Here is a 15,246-nt window from a genome sequence, read left to right as displayed (position 1 = left end):
AATGCCGCCAGCCCCGTCATTGCGAGCAGCCAACGGGTCGCGCAAACGCGCGCCCCGATGACAGGCTCGCGACGACGGGGATGGCTCTCGTCGATCCTGACGAGAGCCATTACGCTTTGCGCTTCGCCGCTTCCTTCTGCAGGTCGGGCGCATTCACGGTGGGAATCGCGACGCGGCCTGGGCCGGTGTGCTGCAACGCGGCGGCGGCCTTTTCGTTTTCCATGATCTTGGCCATCACGGCCTGGCCCGCGCGCTCGAACACCGCGCGGTTTTCTACCAGGAATTTTTGCGACTCGCGCAGTTTTGCGACATAGCCGTTGATTTCGGGGATCACGTAGCGCGCGACCATGTCCCAGCTACGCCTTGTGTTCTCCGGATTGGCCCAGTCGTGCACGAAGCCGATGATGGCGCCGACGCCGCCCGAGACCTGCATCAGGTTCTTGATGGTTCTGACCAGATCATCCGGCGTGCCGATGGTGGAGGCGGCATTCTCGCCGCCGGCGGTTTTCTCGATCGCGTCCTCCGGCGAGGTGAACGGCTCCAGCCCCGGCCGCTGCAGCGTGCGGACGTTATATTCGTTGTGCCAGCGCATCAGGCCGGGGCCGGCCTCGCGCTGCGCCTGTTCGCGCGTCTCGGCGATGTGCCAGCTTAGCAGCACGCGCCAGTCCGAACGGCTCACGGTGGTGCCGGCCTTCTTGGCGGCATCCTCGGCAAAGCCCCATTGCGTCGGCAGCGCCATCAGGCCCTGCGTCGACATCGAGCCGAGCGAAATGATGCCGATGCCGTACTTGCCGGCAAGCGTCATGCCCGACGGTGAAATCTGCGACGCCACCACGAACGGCATGTCTTCCTGCAGCGGCAGCAACTGCAGCGCCGCGTCCTGCATGGTGAACCAGTCGCTCCTGGCGGTGACGCGCTCGCCCCTAAACAGCCGGCGGATGATCGCGATCGCCTCGTCCTGGCGGTCGCGCTGCGTCATCGGATCGATGCCGAGCGTGTGCGCATCAGAGGCCAGCGCGCCCGGACCTGAGCCGAAAATGGCACGGCCGCCGGTCATCCAGTCGAGCTGCACCATGCGCTGCGCGACATTGTAAGGGTGGTGATAGGGCAGCGAGATCACGCCGGTGCCGAGCTTGATGCGCTTGGTGCGCTCGCCGGCGGCGGCCAGAAACATTTCCGGCGAGGCGATCATTTCCCAGCCCGAGGAATGGTGCTCGCCGCACCAGAATTCGTCGAAGCCGAGCGTGTCGATCTGTTCGACAAAGTCGAGGTCGCGGCGGAATTGCAGCAACGGATGCTCGCCGATCGGATGATGCGGGGCGAGAAAGGCTCCGAATTTCAGGCGTGCCATGGGTGGTTCTCTCCGGATCTATTGTTCTTTGGAATTGCTTGGCAGGAAACCTACGGGGTGGGCCGTAGCAAGGCAACCTCGTCAGCCCGCCGGCAGCGCATGGTTGTCGCGCGTAGTTGGCTGACTTGCCGTCGCCCGGAATTACGCGGGTCTTGATCGTCTCGGTGAGAAATTCTTCGAGATCGCGCGTGATGCCGACGCGCACTTTCAGGAGATAATTCCAGGCGTCGGTGATGTGGTGGCACCCCAGCACGTCGGGCACGCCTTCACCCTTTCCTGGTCGCCTCTATTGTTCTTCGCGATCGAACCAGCCCAGTCGGCGCGGCCGGGCCTGCTCGTCGCGTGTGCGCTGTTTGCGTTGTCGATCATCGTCTGCGCCGCATTCCTGACATGGATGCGTCGGATCACAGGATGACAAATTAACGTCAACTACCCAAATTTGATTGTGGGGAATGACAGTGCACGGCCTTTCTATTTTGCGGTGCAGCAACTATCTGTGGGTAACGTGATTTAGAAGAATCGCCCCAGGAGCCTGTCGTTGTCTCTCGCCAAGAACGTCGAATTCTTGCGCCATTTCCCGAAGCTGAACGGCTTCAATGGCCTGGGAATCTATGGCCGAAGCACGTTGCCCGGGGCCGGCAGTCCGCTCGTCGAAATCAGTGGATTCGGCACCAATCCAGGGGCGCTCAAAATGTTCGCGTTCGTGCCGGAGCAATTGTTGCCCGCGCGCGCCCTTGTCGTCGTGCTGCACGGCTGCGGCCAGACCGCGGCCGGTTACGATTTCGGCACAGGCTGGTCGACGCTCGCCAAACGCTACGGGTTTGCGTTGCTGATGCCCGAGCAGCAGGCGTCGAACAACGCCAACACCTGCTTCAACTGGTTCAATCCGGGCGACATCGCGCGCGGCCGCGGCGAGGCCGCTTCGATCCGTCAGATGGTCGCGCGGATGGTCGCCGACCACAAACTCGATTCGCGCCGCATCTTCATCACCGGGCTTTCCGCCGGCGGCGCGATGACCTCGGTGATGCTGGCGACCTATCCGGACGTGTTTGCGGGCGGTGCCATTATCGCCGGTCTGCCCTACGGTATCGCCAGCAATGTCCGCGAAGCGCTCGGCGGCATGATGCACTCGACATCACGCCCCGCCGGCAAGCTGGGCGATTTCGTGCGCAAGGCCTCCAAGCACAGGGGGCCATGGCCGAAAGTATCGGTATGGCACGGCAGCGCCGACCGCACCGTCAACCCGGGCAACGCCAATGAGATCGTCAAGCAGTGGCTCGACGTCCACGGCCTGCCGGCGGCGCCGATGTCGATGGGAGACGTCGACGGCCATCCGCGCGAAGTCTGGTGGAATGAAGACGGCGAGACCGTCGTGGAGTCCTACATCATCACCGATATGGCCCACGGTACGCCGCTGGGGCTTGCCGGCAATGACGAGCGCTACGGCGCGGAAGGCGCGTTCCTGATCGAGGCGGGAATCTCCTCGTCGTATCACATCGCCAATTTTTTCGGCCTGACCGAGCGCGTCAGTCCGGCCAGCGAAGCGGCCAGGCCGGCGCAGGCGCCAAAGATCGTTCCGTCGGCTGCCACGGGTCCCTGCAGTCGTCCGATATCGCCGCAAGACTCTGGTCGAGGACCCACAAGCCGGTTCGCGAACACAAGCCGGCGCCGCGCGAACCGAAGCGCCGCGGCATCGATGTCGGCAGTGTCATCACCCGCGCGCTGACGGCCGCAGGCTTGATGAAGTAGCCGGACATCACAGCGTCAGCCGGACAATTTCAGCTCACATCTCGTCGGTAAGGAACGGATTGGTCAGCCGCTCCTGACCGAGGCTGGAGCCGGCGCCATGGCCGCAGATGAAGCCGACATCGTCGCCAAGCGGCAACAGCTTTTCCTTGATCGAACTGATCAGCGTGGCGTGGCTGCCGCCGGGCAGGTCGGTGCGCCCGACCGATCCGTTGAACAGCACGTCGCCGACATGGGCGAAGCGCAATTCCTTGTTGAAGAACACGACGCTGCCCGGTGAGTGACCGGGGCAGTGCAGGATGTCGAAGGTGAGTTCGCCGATCGAGACCTGATCGCCTTCGTCGAGCCAGCCGTCGGGCGCGAAATTGCGCACCCCGGTGATGCCGAAGCGCTCGCCGCTCGACACGACGTTGTCGAGCAGGAATTTATCGGCGATATGCGGCCCCTCGATCTTGACCTGCAGCGCGTCACGCAAATCGGCGGCGCCGCCGACATGATCGATATGGCCGTGCGTCAGCCAGATCTTCTCGACCGTGACGCCGGTCTGTTTGATCGCCTCCAGAATTTTGGGAACGTCCCCGCCGGGATCGATCACCACGGCCTTCTTGGAAGGCTCGTGCCAGATGATGGTGCAGTTCTGCTCGAACAGCGTCACCGGCACGATCATCGCGCCGGCCTTCGCCTGGGTGTCGGTTTTATCATCCATGGCAGGCACCATATTCTACCTTGAAAAGGGGTCAACACGGACGGGAACCGGTATGGGGTCCGTTTCAGTCCGTGGTAGGGTTCGCACGGAAGGAATATTTAGTGACGAAAGACGGAAATCGCATCGGCGCCGATCGTGATTTCGGCCGGGATGCGCAGATCATAAACCAAGCCTCCAAATCGCCACTCGGCGGGGCCCGAACGACGGCGCGGGCATTTTTTGTCAGCGATCGCCTCAATACGTCGGGGCTCGAGCGCGGCGACGTGCTGGCAACGACGCCACTGGCATTCCGCGTCAATGAAAACGGTGTCGCGGTCCTGTTTCGCTATGGCGTGGTGGTCCTGATCGGGCTGAATGCGCTGGAAGAGGAGGAATTTCTCCGCGGCCTGGATCACCGCATGACCGGGAAGTTTGCGCGGCGCGACGAGGAAATCGCAATTATAGAGCTAGCCCCGGAAAAGGAGGACCAGATTCCACCCGGCGGCCCGATCTGCCTGCAAAGCCTGTCGCCGGACCGACTGATCCTGATTTGCGAGGCGCTGGCGAAGAGCGTCGTCCTGGCCCGGCATGAACGCGAGGTTGCCAGCGTCTTTGACACGACCGAACCCTTCGCGCGGGAACTGGCGCTGAGCGGGCGTATGCGCGGCAGCCGTCGCTCGATCCTGAAAAATATCGGCGGCGCGCTTCTGGTGCGGCATCGGGTGTCGGGGCCGGTCGAGGTGGCAGAGAAACCCGACGTGCTCTGGGACAAGCCGCATCTGGAGCGGCTGTATGCCCGGCTGGAGGACGAGTACGAGCTCAACGAGCGTGCGGAGTCGCTGAACCACAAGCTCGCCGTGATTGCCGAGAGCGCGCAGGTGTTGACCGATATCATCGACACGCGTCGCTCGCTTCGGCTCGAAGTGATCATCGTGCTCCTGATCCTGTTCGAGGTTCTGGTGACGATCTACCAACTCGCCATGGGCCGGCACCCCTAAGCTCTGTCGTACCGGCCAAGCGAGCCAACGGGTCGCGCGAACGCGCGCCCAGCGACGAGCGCAAGGGCGCTCGCGGAGTGATGACAGGCTCCGCGAGCGCCGAGCCGGGGGCCGGAGGAACAAATTTGCGGCCGACGCGGCGAGGGACCGCCTGTCGGACGGCCCGGAATCGGCTATGGTTCGAGCATCATGGAATCACCCGCCCGCCACATCAGCCTCGTGCCTCCGCCCGACCGTCGTCAGTCGGAGACGGCGCTGGCGATCGCGCGCGGCACCGCGCGGCTGCTACGGTCGCTGGGCTTTTCGTGCGTCAGCGAATTGCCGCTGCCGTCGGGCCGGCGCGCCGACCTGGTGGCGCTGAACGAGAAGGGCGAGATCTGGATCGTCGAAATCAAGTCGTCGGTGGAAGATCTGCGCGCCGACCAGAAATGGCAGGATTACCGGATGCATTGCGACCGGCTGTTCTTCGCCTTCACGCAGGATTTGCGGTGCGAGATCTTCCCGCAAGACACCGGCCTGATCATCGCCGACGCCTATGGCGCCCATCTGCATTGCGAGGCGCCCGAGCATCGCCTGCCGGCAGCCACGCGCAAATCGATGACGGTGCGCTTTGCGATGGCCGCCGCGCAGCGCATCAACCGTCTGGTCGATCCGCAGGGGCATGGGGAGTTCTAGTTCGGGATGAGAGCGAGTCCATCCTAACGTTTGGCTCGGTCCTCCCAGTCCTCCCACTCTACATCATGGACTTCCAGGTAGCCGGAAACGGCTGCGCCGACGGTTGGGAAAAAGCAATTCTCGCCAAGCTGCGCCAATAATCCGAATTTCTTCAGCCTGTCCTTTACGGGATCCTTGAGTTCGGCAAAACAAAGCTCGATACCCTGTGCGTGCAACGCCTCGTCCAATTCGGCGAGCGTATCGCCGGCGGTGACGTCCACATTTGTGACCGGCTCCGCCGCAACGACCAGCCAGCGTGCGGGCGTCGGCGATTTCGCAACCGCGGCCAAAGCGCGCTCCTTGAAGAATTCAGCGTTGGCGAAGAACAGAGGCGCATCCCACCGGAACAGAACCAGCCCGGGGATCTGGCGTGCATCCGGATATCTCGTGATGTCGTGATAACCTTTCACGCCGTCGGCGCGGCCCAGTACGGCGGAGTGCGGGCGCCAGGCGTCCCATAGAAACTCGGCAATGGCGATAGCGATTGCCAGACCTATTCCCGGAATCACTCCGAGCGCGACGACGCCGGCAAAGCAGACGATCGATAGCCAGAACTCCCACGGCTGAATGCGGAAGATCCGATTGAGGTCGGTGACCTCAATCAAGCTGATCGCAGCGGCGATGACGACAGCGGCCAACGCGGCGTTGGGCAAATACTGAAGGAGGTTGGGTGCCACCAGCAGAAGGAAAGCGATGGCAAGCGCGCCAACGATGCAGGTCAGTTGAGTGCGGGCGCCGGCGGTCTCTGCAATAGGCGTACGCGAACCGCTGCTGCTGATCGGGAAGCCCTGAAAAAAGCCGGTTGCCAGATTGGCGGCGCCGAGCGCCACCATCTCCTGGTTGGGATCAACGTGATCGCCCAATCGTGCGGCATAGGCTCGCGAAAGCACGCTGGTATCAGCAAAAGATACCATCGCGATCGCGCAGCCGCCGATCAGCACCGGGACTATATCGGCGGCGCCGATCCAGGGAACGGCGAAACCCGGCAGACCCTGCGCAAGGGGACCCAGAACTGTCACGCCGTAACGGGCCGCAAGATCCAGCGCAGCGACGGCGGCCGTTGCCCCGACCACTGCAATCAGAATGCCAGGCAACCGTTTATATTGCTGGAGCAGCAGGATAACCGTCAGCGTGCCGAGCCCAATCCCGAAGGCGATCCAGTTGGTCTTCCCTTCAAGGATTGCACCGGTGATCGTCCACAAGCTCCGCAACGAGCCTTCGCTTTCGATCGAGAAACCGAACAGCTTGGGTAACTGGCTGATCAATACGGTCAACGCAATTCCGTTCATGTAGCCGTAGCGTATCGGCTTGGAGAGAAGCTCGGTCACAAAGCCCAGGCGCGCGATGCCTGCCAGAATGCAAACCGTCCCCGAAACGATTGCCATCATGGCGGCCAAGGTTGCAGCGCGGACGGGATCGCCGCCCGACAACGGAACGACAACGCCAAGGATGATGGCGGCAAGAGCCGAGTCCGGTCCCAGGACGAGGATGCGGCTTGGCCCGAACACCGCGTAGACAAAGAGCGGTATGATCGTTGCGTACAGACCGTAGATGCCCGGCAGGCCCGAGGCCTCCGCGTAGGCAATGCCAACCGGGATCAGCATGGCCGACAGCACGAGCCCGGCGAGGATATCGTGCCTGAGCCACGCCGCTTCATATCGACGGAGGGTGTGGAGACCTGGCAGCCAGCGAATCCAATGCTTCATTGCCGGTCACTCCCAGCCCGACCGGGCGCGCTTGGGCTCGCGCGCCGTTGCGACCGGTCTTCATGCATGCCCTGCCGTGCGAGATTTTCCCTTAAAACACCGGATTGATCAAAGCCGATGCCTTCGGCGCGCATCGGCACTGCCGCTTCCGGCAAACCTGGAGGCCCCAAAATGACCGGAGATTGATGGCGGGATGGCGGGGGGACTACCGCGGCGCGCGTTTCGCCAGAATGCGCTGCAGGGTACGGCGGTGCATGTTGAGCCGCCGCGCGGTTTCGGAGACGTTGCGGTTGCACATTTCATAGATGCGCTGGATGTGTTCCCAGCGCACGCGATCCGCCGACATCGGATTGGACGGCAGTTCGGATTTCTCGGTGCCGCTGGCAAGCAGCGCCGCGACCACGTCGTCGGCGTCGGCAGGCTTCGAGAGATAGTCCACCGCGCCCATTTTCACAGCCGTGACGGCGGTTGCGATGTTGCCGTAGCCGGTCAGCACGATGGTGCGCGCGTCGGGGCGCTTGCGCTTGAGCGCCGACACCACATCGAGCCCGTTGCCGTCGCCGAGCCGCAGGTCCACAACCGCAAAGGCCGGTGCTGACTTGTTGATCTGCGCCAGCCCGTCGGACACGCTGTCACAGGATGTCACCGCGAAACCGCGGGTTTCCATCGCTCGCGACAGGCGCTCCAGAAACGGCTTGTCGTCCTCGACGATCAGCAGCGAGCGGTCGGCGAGATCGTTCAGTTCGGCGATGTCGTTCAAGGCAAGGTATCCCGGTTGCGGATGCGGAGCACTTATAGACCATATGGCGCGGTAATTTTGCACTGCCAAGGGCCCCAGCGTCGAGCGGCCCCGGTTTCCTCAATCCTTAACGCCTTTTAATCCACTGGCCCCGCAGCACTTTCCTCCGCTTCGAAGCGGACGCGCGGCCACGCGATCCGCACCACGGCACCGTGATCGGGAAAGGTCCGGTTGGAGAACGAAACCTTTGCGCCCGTGCGTTCCAGGAGCGTTCGGGCGATGAACACACCAAGGCCGAGGCCGGCGCGTTCGCGGTGGGTTTCATCGGCGCTGCGACGCCTTGATAAATAGGGCTCGCCAATCCGTTTCAGCATGTCGGGGGCGATGCCGGGGCCGTCATCGGAGATGACGATTTCGACCGTATCCGCGTTCCACCAGGCGTTAACCTCCACCGTCGTCCGCGCGAAATCGACGGCGTTCTCCAGGATGTTGCCGACGCCATACAGAATCGCCGGGTTCCGGGCACCGACAGGCTCCCGGGTGGCTGCGACAGCAAGCCGCACCCTGATCGTGACGCCAAAATCGCGGTGCGGCGCCACCACTTCCTCGATCAGCGTAGACAGCGGCATAAGATCGAACGGCGCCCCGGACGAGGAAAGCTGGGTGATCTTGGCGAGGATGTCGCGGCAGCGCTGCGCCTGCTCGCGCAGGGTCTTCAGATCGGAGGCCAACTGGTCGTTACCCTCGATGGTCTTTTCCAGCTCCCGCGAAATCAGGAAGATCGTCGACAGCGGTGTGCCGAGTTCATGCGCGGCGGCGGCGGCCAGCCCGTCAAGCTGGGTCAGATGCTGTTCGCGCGTCAGCACCAGCTCGGTTGCGGCCAGTGCGTCGGAAAGTTTGCGCGCCTCCTCGGTCGCCTGGAACGCATAGAGACTGGTGACGCCGATCGCGAGCACGATCGAGAGCCAGACGCCGAACAGATAGATCGGCGGCAGCACCAGCGGGTCTTCGCTGTCCCAGGGGAGCGGCAGATGGAAGAACACCAGCGCTGAGGAGCAGGCGACCGCCAACAGCCCAAGGCCAACCGTCATCCGGATCGGCAGCACCGTCGCCGAGATCAGGACGGGGCCGAGGAACAGAAATGAAAACGGGTTCTGCAAGCCGCCGGTCAGGAACAACAGCGCGGCCAATTCGACGATGTTGAGCGCGAGCAGCGTCGCCGCATAGACCGGTTCCAGCCGTTGCATCGGGTTGAAGGCAACCTGCAGCGCAAGATTGAGCAGCGCCGAGATCCCGACGACGGCCACGCAGGCAACAACGGGAAAGTCGAACTCCAGTCCATGCGCCACGATGAAGATCGCCGTGAGCTGGCCGAGCGCCGCCAGCCAGCGCAGCCGGAGGATCGTATCGAGACGGACATAGCGGTGCGGATGGCGGAAATCGGAGGCTGCGACGTCGGACATTGCTGGAGTTTAGCTGTCGCAGCGCGCGATCACAAATTTGCGACGATCGACTTCCGCTTTCTCCGTCATGGCCGGGCATAGCGGTCTGGTAGGACGGCGTCGCTACCGCTCGCCTAGGCCCGGCCATCCACGTCTTTGTCGCCGCGACAGGTTTAAGACGTGGATGCCCGGGACAAGCCCGGGCATGACGGCTTCTCTTGCGCTCACCCCCGCAATGGCTCAATGAACGTCCCCGTAATGGCCGATAGCGAGACAGTACCAGCGCAATCGCCCGCGGCCGGGCCGCAAGGTCCCGCCGCGATCGAGGTTGCGCATCTGATAAAACTCTACAAGACCACCCGCGCCGTCGACGATATCTCGTTCCGGATCGCGCGTGGCAGCGTCACCGGGCTGCTCGGCGGCAATGGCGCCGGCAAGACCACGACCATTGCCATGATCATGGGGCTGGTGCTGCCGACCTCGGGCCGCGTCCAGGTGCTGGGACACGCGATGCCGGAGCAGAGTGCCGAGGTGCTCGGGCGGATGAATTTCGAGAGCCCGTATGTCGACATGCCGATGCGGCTCACGGTGCGGCAGAACCTCACCATATTCGGCCGGCTTTATGCGGTGGAGAATCTCGCCGAGCGCATCGAGCAGCTCGCCTCCGACCTCGACCTGAAAGAGTTTCTCGATCGCGCCAATGGCAAGCTATCGGCCGGACAGAAGACCCGCGTCGCGCTGGCGAAGGCGCTGATCAACCAGCCGGAGCTGCTGTTGCTCGATGAGCCGACGGCCTCGCTCGATCCGGATACCGCCGACTGGGTGCGGCAGCATTTGCAGAACTATCGCAGGACCCATGACGCCACCATCCTGCTGGCCTCGCACAACATGCTGGAAGTGGAGCGGCTGTGCGACCGCGTCATCATCATGAAGCGCGGCCGCATCGAGGATGACGACAGTCCTGACCAGATCATGGCGCGCTACAACCGCACCACGCTGGAAGACGTGTTCCTCGACGTCGCGCGCGGCCGGGTGGCGGAGACCGCGCCATGAGCGCTGCCGCCACCCATCACGGGATTTCCGCGCACCGCATCCAGGCGATGGTGCTGCGCTACTGGTATCTTCTGATGTCGTCGTGGCCGCGGCTGTTGGAGCTGATCTACTGGCCGGCGCTGCAGATCATCACTTGGGGTTTTCTGCAGAACTACATCGCGCAGAACGACAATTTCTTCGCGCGCGCCGGCGGCACGCTGATCGGCGCGGTGATCCTGTGGGACATCCTGTTCCGCGGGCAGCTTGGCTTTTCGATCTCGTTTCTCGAGGAGATGTGGGCGCGCAACCTCGGCAACCTCATGATGAGCCCGCTGAAGCCGATCGAGTTCCTGATCTCGCTGATGATCATGAGCCTGATCCGACTCGCGATCGGCGTGATTCCGATGACGCTGCTGGCGTTGTTCTTCTTCGATTTCAATTTCTTCGCGATCGGCCTGCCGCTGATCGCGTTCTTCTGCAATCTGATCTTCACGAGCTGGTCGATCGGGATCTTTGTTTCTGGCCTGGTGCTGCGCAACGGGCTCGGCGCCGAGAGCATCGTCTGGACGGTGATGTTCGGCCTGATGCCGCTCGCCTGCGTCTACTATCCGGTCGCGGTGCTGCCCGCCTGGCTGCAATGGATTGCATGGATGCTGCCGCCGACCTATGTGTTCGAAGGCATGCGCGCGCTATTGATCGATCACGTGCTCAGGACCGACCTGATGGTCTGGTCACTTGCCATCAACGCGGTGCTCTTTGCCGCCTCCTTTGCGATCTTCCTTGCCCTTTTGCGCAGTGCCAAACATCACGGATCTTTGCTCGGGGGTGGCGAATAAGTCACAGATTCCCGTGGTTTCCCGGGGTTTCTACGCCTTTTGGCGCGTGGACAGGCCCGAGCGGCGCATTGACGCATTATTTCGCATTCTGCACTATGCTGCGGCGCAAACAGAAGGTCAGAAATAAAATGCCGATTGGTGAGTTTGGCGGCGCACCGCCGCTGGTGGCCGAAGGCAGTCCGGCGCTCACGACGCCGATGTACTGGATGTACGAAATGGGCCACGCGTCGCTCAATCCGGCACGGGCCGTGACCGACGCCGCCAAGATCCTGTTTCAAAACCCGCTTAATCCGTGGTCGCACACGCAATTCGGCAAATCGATCGCGGCGGCCTGCGAATTGTTCGAGCGCACCACGCGCCGCTACGGCAAACCCGAATGGGGGCTCGACTTCACCGAGGTTAACGGCATCCAGACGCCCGTCGAGGTCCGCTCGATCTGGGAAAAGCCGTTCTGTCGTTTGCTGCACTTCGATCGCAAGCTGACCCGGCCGCTGCGCGCGCCCCATCCGCGCGTCTTGATCGTGGCGCCGATGTCCGGCCATTACGCGACGCTGCTGCGCGGCACGGTCGAGGCGTTCCTGCCGACGCATGAAGTCTACATCACCGACTGGTCCGACGCGCGCATGGTTCCCCTCACCGAGGGCCGCTTCGATCTCGATGACTACGTCGACTACGTCATCGAGATGCTGCATGTACTCGGCGGCAACATGCACGTGATCGCGGTGTGTCAGCCTTCGGTGCCCGTCGTGGCGGCAGTCTCCGTGATGGAAGCCACGCGCGATCCCTTCGTGCCGCTGTCGATGACCTTGATGGGCGGCCCGATCGATACCCGCCGCAATCCGACCTCAGTGAACAACCTCGCGGCCGAGCGCGGCATCGACTGGTTCCGCAACCATGTCATCACCAAAGTGCCGTTCCCGCATCCCGGCGTGATGCGCGACGTCTATCCGGGCTTTTTGCAGCTCTCGGGCTTCATCAGCATGAACCTCGACCGCCACACCGACGCGCACAAGGCGCTGTTCAACAATCTGGTGAAGGGCGATGGCGACATGGTCGACAAGCACCGCGAGTTCTATGACGAGTACCTCGCGGTCATGGATCTGACGGCGGAGTATTACCTGCAGACCGTCGATCTCGTGTTCGTCAAGCACGCGCTGCCCAAGGGCGAGATGACTCATCGAGGCAAGCCGGTCGACCCGTCAAAGATCCGGCGCGTGGCGCTGATGACGGTGGAAGGCGAGAACGACGACATCTCCGGGCTCGGCCAGACCGAAGCGACACACGCTTTGTGCCCCCATATTCCCGATCATCGCCGCGTGCATTACGTGCAAAAGGGCGTCGGACATTACGGCGTGTTCAACGGATCGCGATTCCGTTCCGAAATCGTGCCGCGCATCTCCGATTTCATGATGTCGGCGACGACGACGAATGAGTCAGCGGCTAAGATCAAGGCAACATTGGTCCGGGCGGCCGAATAGTGCGCCGGCGGCACCGATTCCGGGTCGCCGATAAGTTGCTGACAAGATTCAAACAATCCGGATTCCGGTCGAGATCAAGGGGTGAGTTCAGACTCACTCCTTGAGACGGCTTTTGACGTCCGGTTCCGTCCAGAAGTTTTGGGTTCCAGCCCCTGCCCCTAGGGGCGATTCGTCGCCCAACCCCTGTATATTGGGCAAATGATTTGTTTTTGCGCCGAGCGATTTAGATGCGATTTCCTTGGCGGCGGATATGGCAGAATCCGGGCGAACTCCTGCTCCCCGGACTCCAAGAAATGGCTACTCGCGCCCTCCTTTATCGGCGGCCCGCCGAACCCGCGACTCTTTTGGTCAAACACTGCTCGCAAGTCTTTGCGATCAGGCTGCGCCGACATCGGCGGGCGCGGCGCTACACCTTACGCATTCATCCAACCGATCGCGAAGCCATCCTGACGATGCCGCCGCGGGGCACGCTCGCGGAAGCCAAGGACTTTGCGCAGCTTCACGGCGGCTGGATCGCCGCCCGTCTCGGCCGTTTGCCAAAGGCTGCGCCCTTTCACCCCGGCACGATCGTACCGTTGCGCGGCGTGCCGCATCGCCTGGTGCATCGCGCCGGCGAACGCGGCACGGTGTGGACCGAAACCCGCGACAGCGGCGAGAAGATTTTGTGCGTGGCCGGCGGCTACGATCACATGGACCGGCGCGTCCACGACTTTCTCAAGCGCGAAGCGCGCAAGGATCTGCACAAGGCATCGCTCGCCTATGCCGCGGAACTCGGCGTGCGGGTCAGGCGCGTGTCGATCCGCGATCAGTCGAGCCGCTGGGGTTCGTGCACCTCGGCTGGGTCGTTGTCGTATTCCTGGCGATTGATCCTCGCGCCACCCTACGTGCTGGACTATCTCGCCGCCCACGAGGTCGCGCATCTCGTCGAGATGAACCATTCAGCGAGGTTCTGGAGGGTTGTCGACCGCATCTGCATCCATGTCGAACGCGCCAAGCGCTGGCTCGACACCCACGGCAACGATTTGCATCGTTACGGGGTAGAGGATTAGGTTTTCCCGTCGCCCCTGCGAACGCATTGCGTTCGCAGGGGACGACAAGTTGAGAGGTGCTCGCCTCTATCCCGTCGTCCCTGCGGACGCAGGGACCCATATGTGGACGGCCCCCGTGGCACAAGAGCTTTTTGAGTGAGATCGGATCGCTTGCATCCATATGTCCGGCCTGTGAGTGCGGTTGTGTTGACCGCTGGCCAAGATGGGTTGCGCGATGCGAGTTCCAAACAACCTAGCGGCCTGTTGGCGGCCAATGGGTCCCACGGATTGTCTCGCATCGTTGCTCGATCGATCGCTCCATCTGCTCTTGCAGCTTCCGGGTCGGTCGGCGGACGAGCCGCCGGCCGGCCAACCTGTTTGACCTGTTTAAGCGGCGACTGCCGCCGTGGCATTGATCCGCGCCGCGTCGTACGCCTCCCCCGTGACCATCAGCTTCCAGGCGATGCGGGCCACCTTGTTGGCGAGCGCTACGGCCGCAAGCTTCGGCGGCTTGCGCTGGATCAATGCCAGCAGCCAGCGCGAGTGATGGCCGCGGCCACGCCTGGCCTGCTGGATCACCGCGGTCGCCCCGATCACCAGCAGGCGACGAAGGTCCTCATCGCCGGCCCGGGTGATCTTGCCGAGCCTGGTCTTGCCGGCGGTGGAATGGTCCTTGGGCGTGAGGCCGAGCCAGGCCGCAAAGTGACGACCGGAGCGGAACGCGCGCGGATCTGGTGTCTTCATCACCAGCGCCGTCGCCACGATCGGGCCGACCGAAGGGATCTTTGCCAGCCGGCGGCCCATGGCATCGCCACGGTGCCAGGCCATCAGCTTGGCCTCGATCGCCTCCAGCTCGCCCTCGAGCCTGGTGCATTCGCGGCCCAGCACCGTAAACAGCTCGCGCGCCATCGCGGGAAGCGTCTCGTCCTGGGCAATCTGCGCCAACAACGGCTCGATCTTGTCCAACCCCTTGGGCGCAATCAGGCCATACTCCGCCGCATGGCCGCGGATCGTATTGGTCAACTGGGTGCGCCGGGCGATCAATCCATCGCGGATTCCTGTCAGCATTAATGCAGCCTGCTGCTCGGCGCTCTTTACCGGCACAAACCGCATGCTCGGCCGGCTCATCGCCTCACACAGGCCCTCCGCATCCCGCCAGTCATTCTTGTTCCGCGTCACATAGGGCTTCACCAATTGCGGAGCCATCAGCTTCACCTCATGGCCAAGCTTGCGAAGCTCCCGCGCCCAATATTGCGAAGCCCCGCAGGCCTCCATCCCGATCACGGTCGGCGGCAATTTGGCAAAGAACTCCAGCACCTGCTTGCGCGAAAGTTTCTTGCGCAACACCACCTGCTCCGCCGCATCAACTCCATGCAGCACAAAAATATACTTCGACGTATCCATTCCAATGCGGCTAATCTGCTTCACGGACGGCTCCCTTGTCTGAGATTTGCAACAACCTCATTCTGGCACACTGATGCCGTAGGGGGC

Annotated in this window: 13 protein-coding genes and 1 pseudogene; 8 read left to right on the top strand and 6 right to left on the bottom strand. The window is 62.9% G+C overall.

The window, feature by feature from the left end:
* Positions 1-109 precede the first annotated feature (109 nt).
* Positions 110-1,351: an LLM class flavin-dependent oxidoreductase gene (locus tag ACFXS9_RS33085; RefSeq protein ID WP_392696450.1), complete on the bottom strand. Its 1,242-nt coding sequence runs from the start codon at positions 1,349-1,351 to the stop codon at positions 110-112.
* A 238-nt stretch (positions 1,352-1,589) separates the two neighbouring features.
* On the opposite strand from ACFXS9_RS33085, the gene ACFXS9_RS33080 reads away from it, so the two are divergent.
* Both ACFXS9_RS33080 and ACFXS9_RS33075 read left to right on the top strand, forming a co-directional pair.
* Positions 1,590-1,766, top strand: a complete 177-nt coding sequence (locus ACFXS9_RS33080; RefSeq protein ID WP_392696447.1) for a hypothetical protein — start codon at positions 1,590-1,592, stop codon at positions 1,764-1,766.
* Positions 1,767-1,889: 123 nt separating this feature from the next.
* Positions 1,890-3,077 carry a PHB depolymerase family esterase gene (locus tag ACFXS9_RS33075; protein WP_392696444.1) on the top strand — a complete coding sequence of 396 codons (1,188 nt, stop codon included), beginning with the start codon at positions 1,890-1,892 and terminating at the stop codon, positions 3,075-3,077.
* A gap of 57 nt (positions 3,078-3,134) precedes the next feature.
* Here the strand turns inward: ACFXS9_RS33075 and ACFXS9_RS33070 are convergent, their stop codons facing one another.
* The gene (locus tag ACFXS9_RS33070; RefSeq protein ID WP_392696442.1) at positions 3,135-3,803 is read right to left on the bottom strand and encodes an MBL fold metallo-hydrolase; all 669 of its coding nucleotides are present in this window, start codon (positions 3,801-3,803) and stop codon (positions 3,135-3,137) included.
* 161 nt (positions 3,804-3,964) lie between these two features.
* Here ACFXS9_RS33070 and ACFXS9_RS33065 point away from each other — a divergent pair, with 161 nt between their 5' ends.
* Both ACFXS9_RS33065 and ACFXS9_RS33060 read left to right on the top strand, forming a co-directional pair.
* Complete coding sequence (locus tag ACFXS9_RS33065; RefSeq protein ID WP_392700152.1) at positions 3,965-4,780, top strand: RMD1 family protein; 816 nt, start codon at positions 3,965-3,967, stop codon at positions 4,778-4,780.
* 189 nt (positions 4,781-4,969) lie between these two features.
* Positions 4,970-5,455: an MmcB family DNA repair protein gene (locus ACFXS9_RS33060; RefSeq protein ID WP_392696439.1), complete on the top strand. Its 486-nt coding sequence runs from the start codon at positions 4,970-4,972 to the stop codon at positions 5,453-5,455.
* Positions 5,456-5,478: 23 nt separating this feature from the next.
* Here ACFXS9_RS33060 and ACFXS9_RS33055 read toward each other — a convergent pair whose 3' ends face one another.
* From ACFXS9_RS33055 to ACFXS9_RS33045, 3 genes are all read right to left on the bottom strand, one after another.
* Positions 5,479-7,200: a SulP family inorganic anion transporter gene (locus ACFXS9_RS33055; protein ID WP_392696436.1), complete on the bottom strand. Its 1,722-nt coding sequence runs from the start codon at positions 7,198-7,200 to the stop codon at positions 5,479-5,481.
* A gap of 205 nt (positions 7,201-7,405) precedes the next feature.
* Entirely contained in the window at positions 7,406-7,960 is a 555-nt protein-coding gene (locus ACFXS9_RS33050) for an ActR/PrrA/RegA family redox response regulator transcription factor (protein ID WP_057844648.1), read from the bottom strand.
* Positions 7,961-8,076: 116 nt separating this feature from the next.
* On the bottom strand, positions 8,077-9,402 hold the full coding sequence (locus ACFXS9_RS33045) for an ActS/PrrB/RegB family redox-sensitive histidine kinase (protein WP_392696433.1): 1,326 nt from the start codon (positions 9,400-9,402) through the stop codon (positions 8,077-8,079).
* A gap of 237 nt (positions 9,403-9,639) precedes the next feature.
* Between ACFXS9_RS33045 and ACFXS9_RS33040 the strand changes: the two genes are divergently transcribed.
* From ACFXS9_RS33040 to ACFXS9_RS33025, 4 genes and pseudogenes are all read left to right on the top strand, one after another.
* Complete coding sequence (locus ACFXS9_RS33040) at positions 9,640-10,434, top strand: ABC transporter ATP-binding protein (protein WP_392700150.1); 795 nt, start codon at positions 9,640-9,642, stop codon at positions 10,432-10,434.
* Complete coding sequence (locus ACFXS9_RS33035; protein ID WP_392696430.1) at positions 10,431-11,249, top strand: ABC transporter permease; 819 nt, start codon at positions 10,431-10,433, stop codon at positions 11,247-11,249. Before ACFXS9_RS33040 ends, ACFXS9_RS33035 begins: the two co-directional genes overlap by 4 nt.
* Before the next feature lie 128 nt (positions 11,250-11,377).
* Entirely contained in the window at positions 11,378-12,727 is a 1,350-nt protein-coding gene (locus ACFXS9_RS33030; RefSeq protein WP_392696427.1) for a polyhydroxyalkanoate depolymerase, read from the top strand.
* 198 nt (positions 12,728-12,925) lie between these two features.
* Positions 12,926-13,776, top strand: a pseudogene (locus ACFXS9_RS33025) (M48 family metallopeptidase).
* 366 nt (positions 13,777-14,142) lie between these two features.
* Here ACFXS9_RS33025 and ACFXS9_RS33020 read toward each other — a convergent pair.
* Positions 14,143-15,183 carry an IS110 family transposase gene (locus tag ACFXS9_RS33020; RefSeq protein WP_392689985.1) on the bottom strand — a complete coding sequence of 347 codons (1,041 nt, stop codon included), beginning with the start codon at positions 15,181-15,183 and terminating at the stop codon, positions 14,143-14,145.
* Positions 15,184-15,246 lie beyond the last annotated feature (63 nt).

It is taken from the genome of Bradyrhizobium sp. RDI18 (assembly GCF_043203335.1).
Classification (GTDB): Bacteria; Pseudomonadota; Alphaproteobacteria; order Rhizobiales; family Xanthobacteraceae; genus Bradyrhizobium; species Bradyrhizobium retamae.
The sequence above is the reverse complement of the archived record's forward strand: the minus strand, read 5'-3'. Positions and strand labels throughout refer to the sequence as shown.

Bases quoted from the DNA above. Each gene is read 5' to 3' on its own strand.
- ACFXS9_RS33035 (WP_392696430.1), top strand. From the start codon at position 10,431: ATGAGCGCTGCCGCCACCCATCACGGGATTTCCGCGCACCGCATCCAG.
- ACFXS9_RS33045 (WP_392696433.1), bottom strand. From the start codon at position 9,402: ATGTCCGACGTCGCAGCCTCCGATTTCCGCCATCCGCACCGCTATGTC.
- ACFXS9_RS33030 (WP_392696427.1), top strand. From the start codon at position 11,378: ATGCCGATTGGTGAGTTTGGCGGCGCACCGCCGCTGGTGGCCGAAGGC.
- ACFXS9_RS33060 (WP_392696439.1), top strand. From the start codon at position 4,970: ATGGAATCACCCGCCCGCCACATCAGCCTCGTGCCTCCGCCCGACCGT.
- ACFXS9_RS33040 (WP_392700150.1), top strand. From the start codon at position 9,640: ATGGCCGATAGCGAGACAGTACCAGCGCAATCGCCCGCGGCCGGGCCG.
- ACFXS9_RS33085 (WP_392696450.1), bottom strand. From the start codon at position 1,351: ATGGCACGCCTGAAATTCGGAGCCTTTCTCGCCCCGCATCATCCGATC.
- ACFXS9_RS33070 (WP_392696442.1), bottom strand. From the start codon at position 3,803: ATGGATGATAAAACCGACACCCAGGCGAAGGCCGGCGCGATGATCGTG.
- ACFXS9_RS33055 (WP_392696436.1), bottom strand. From the start codon at position 7,200: ATGAAGCATTGGATTCGCTGGCTGCCAGGTCTCCACACCCTCCGTCGA.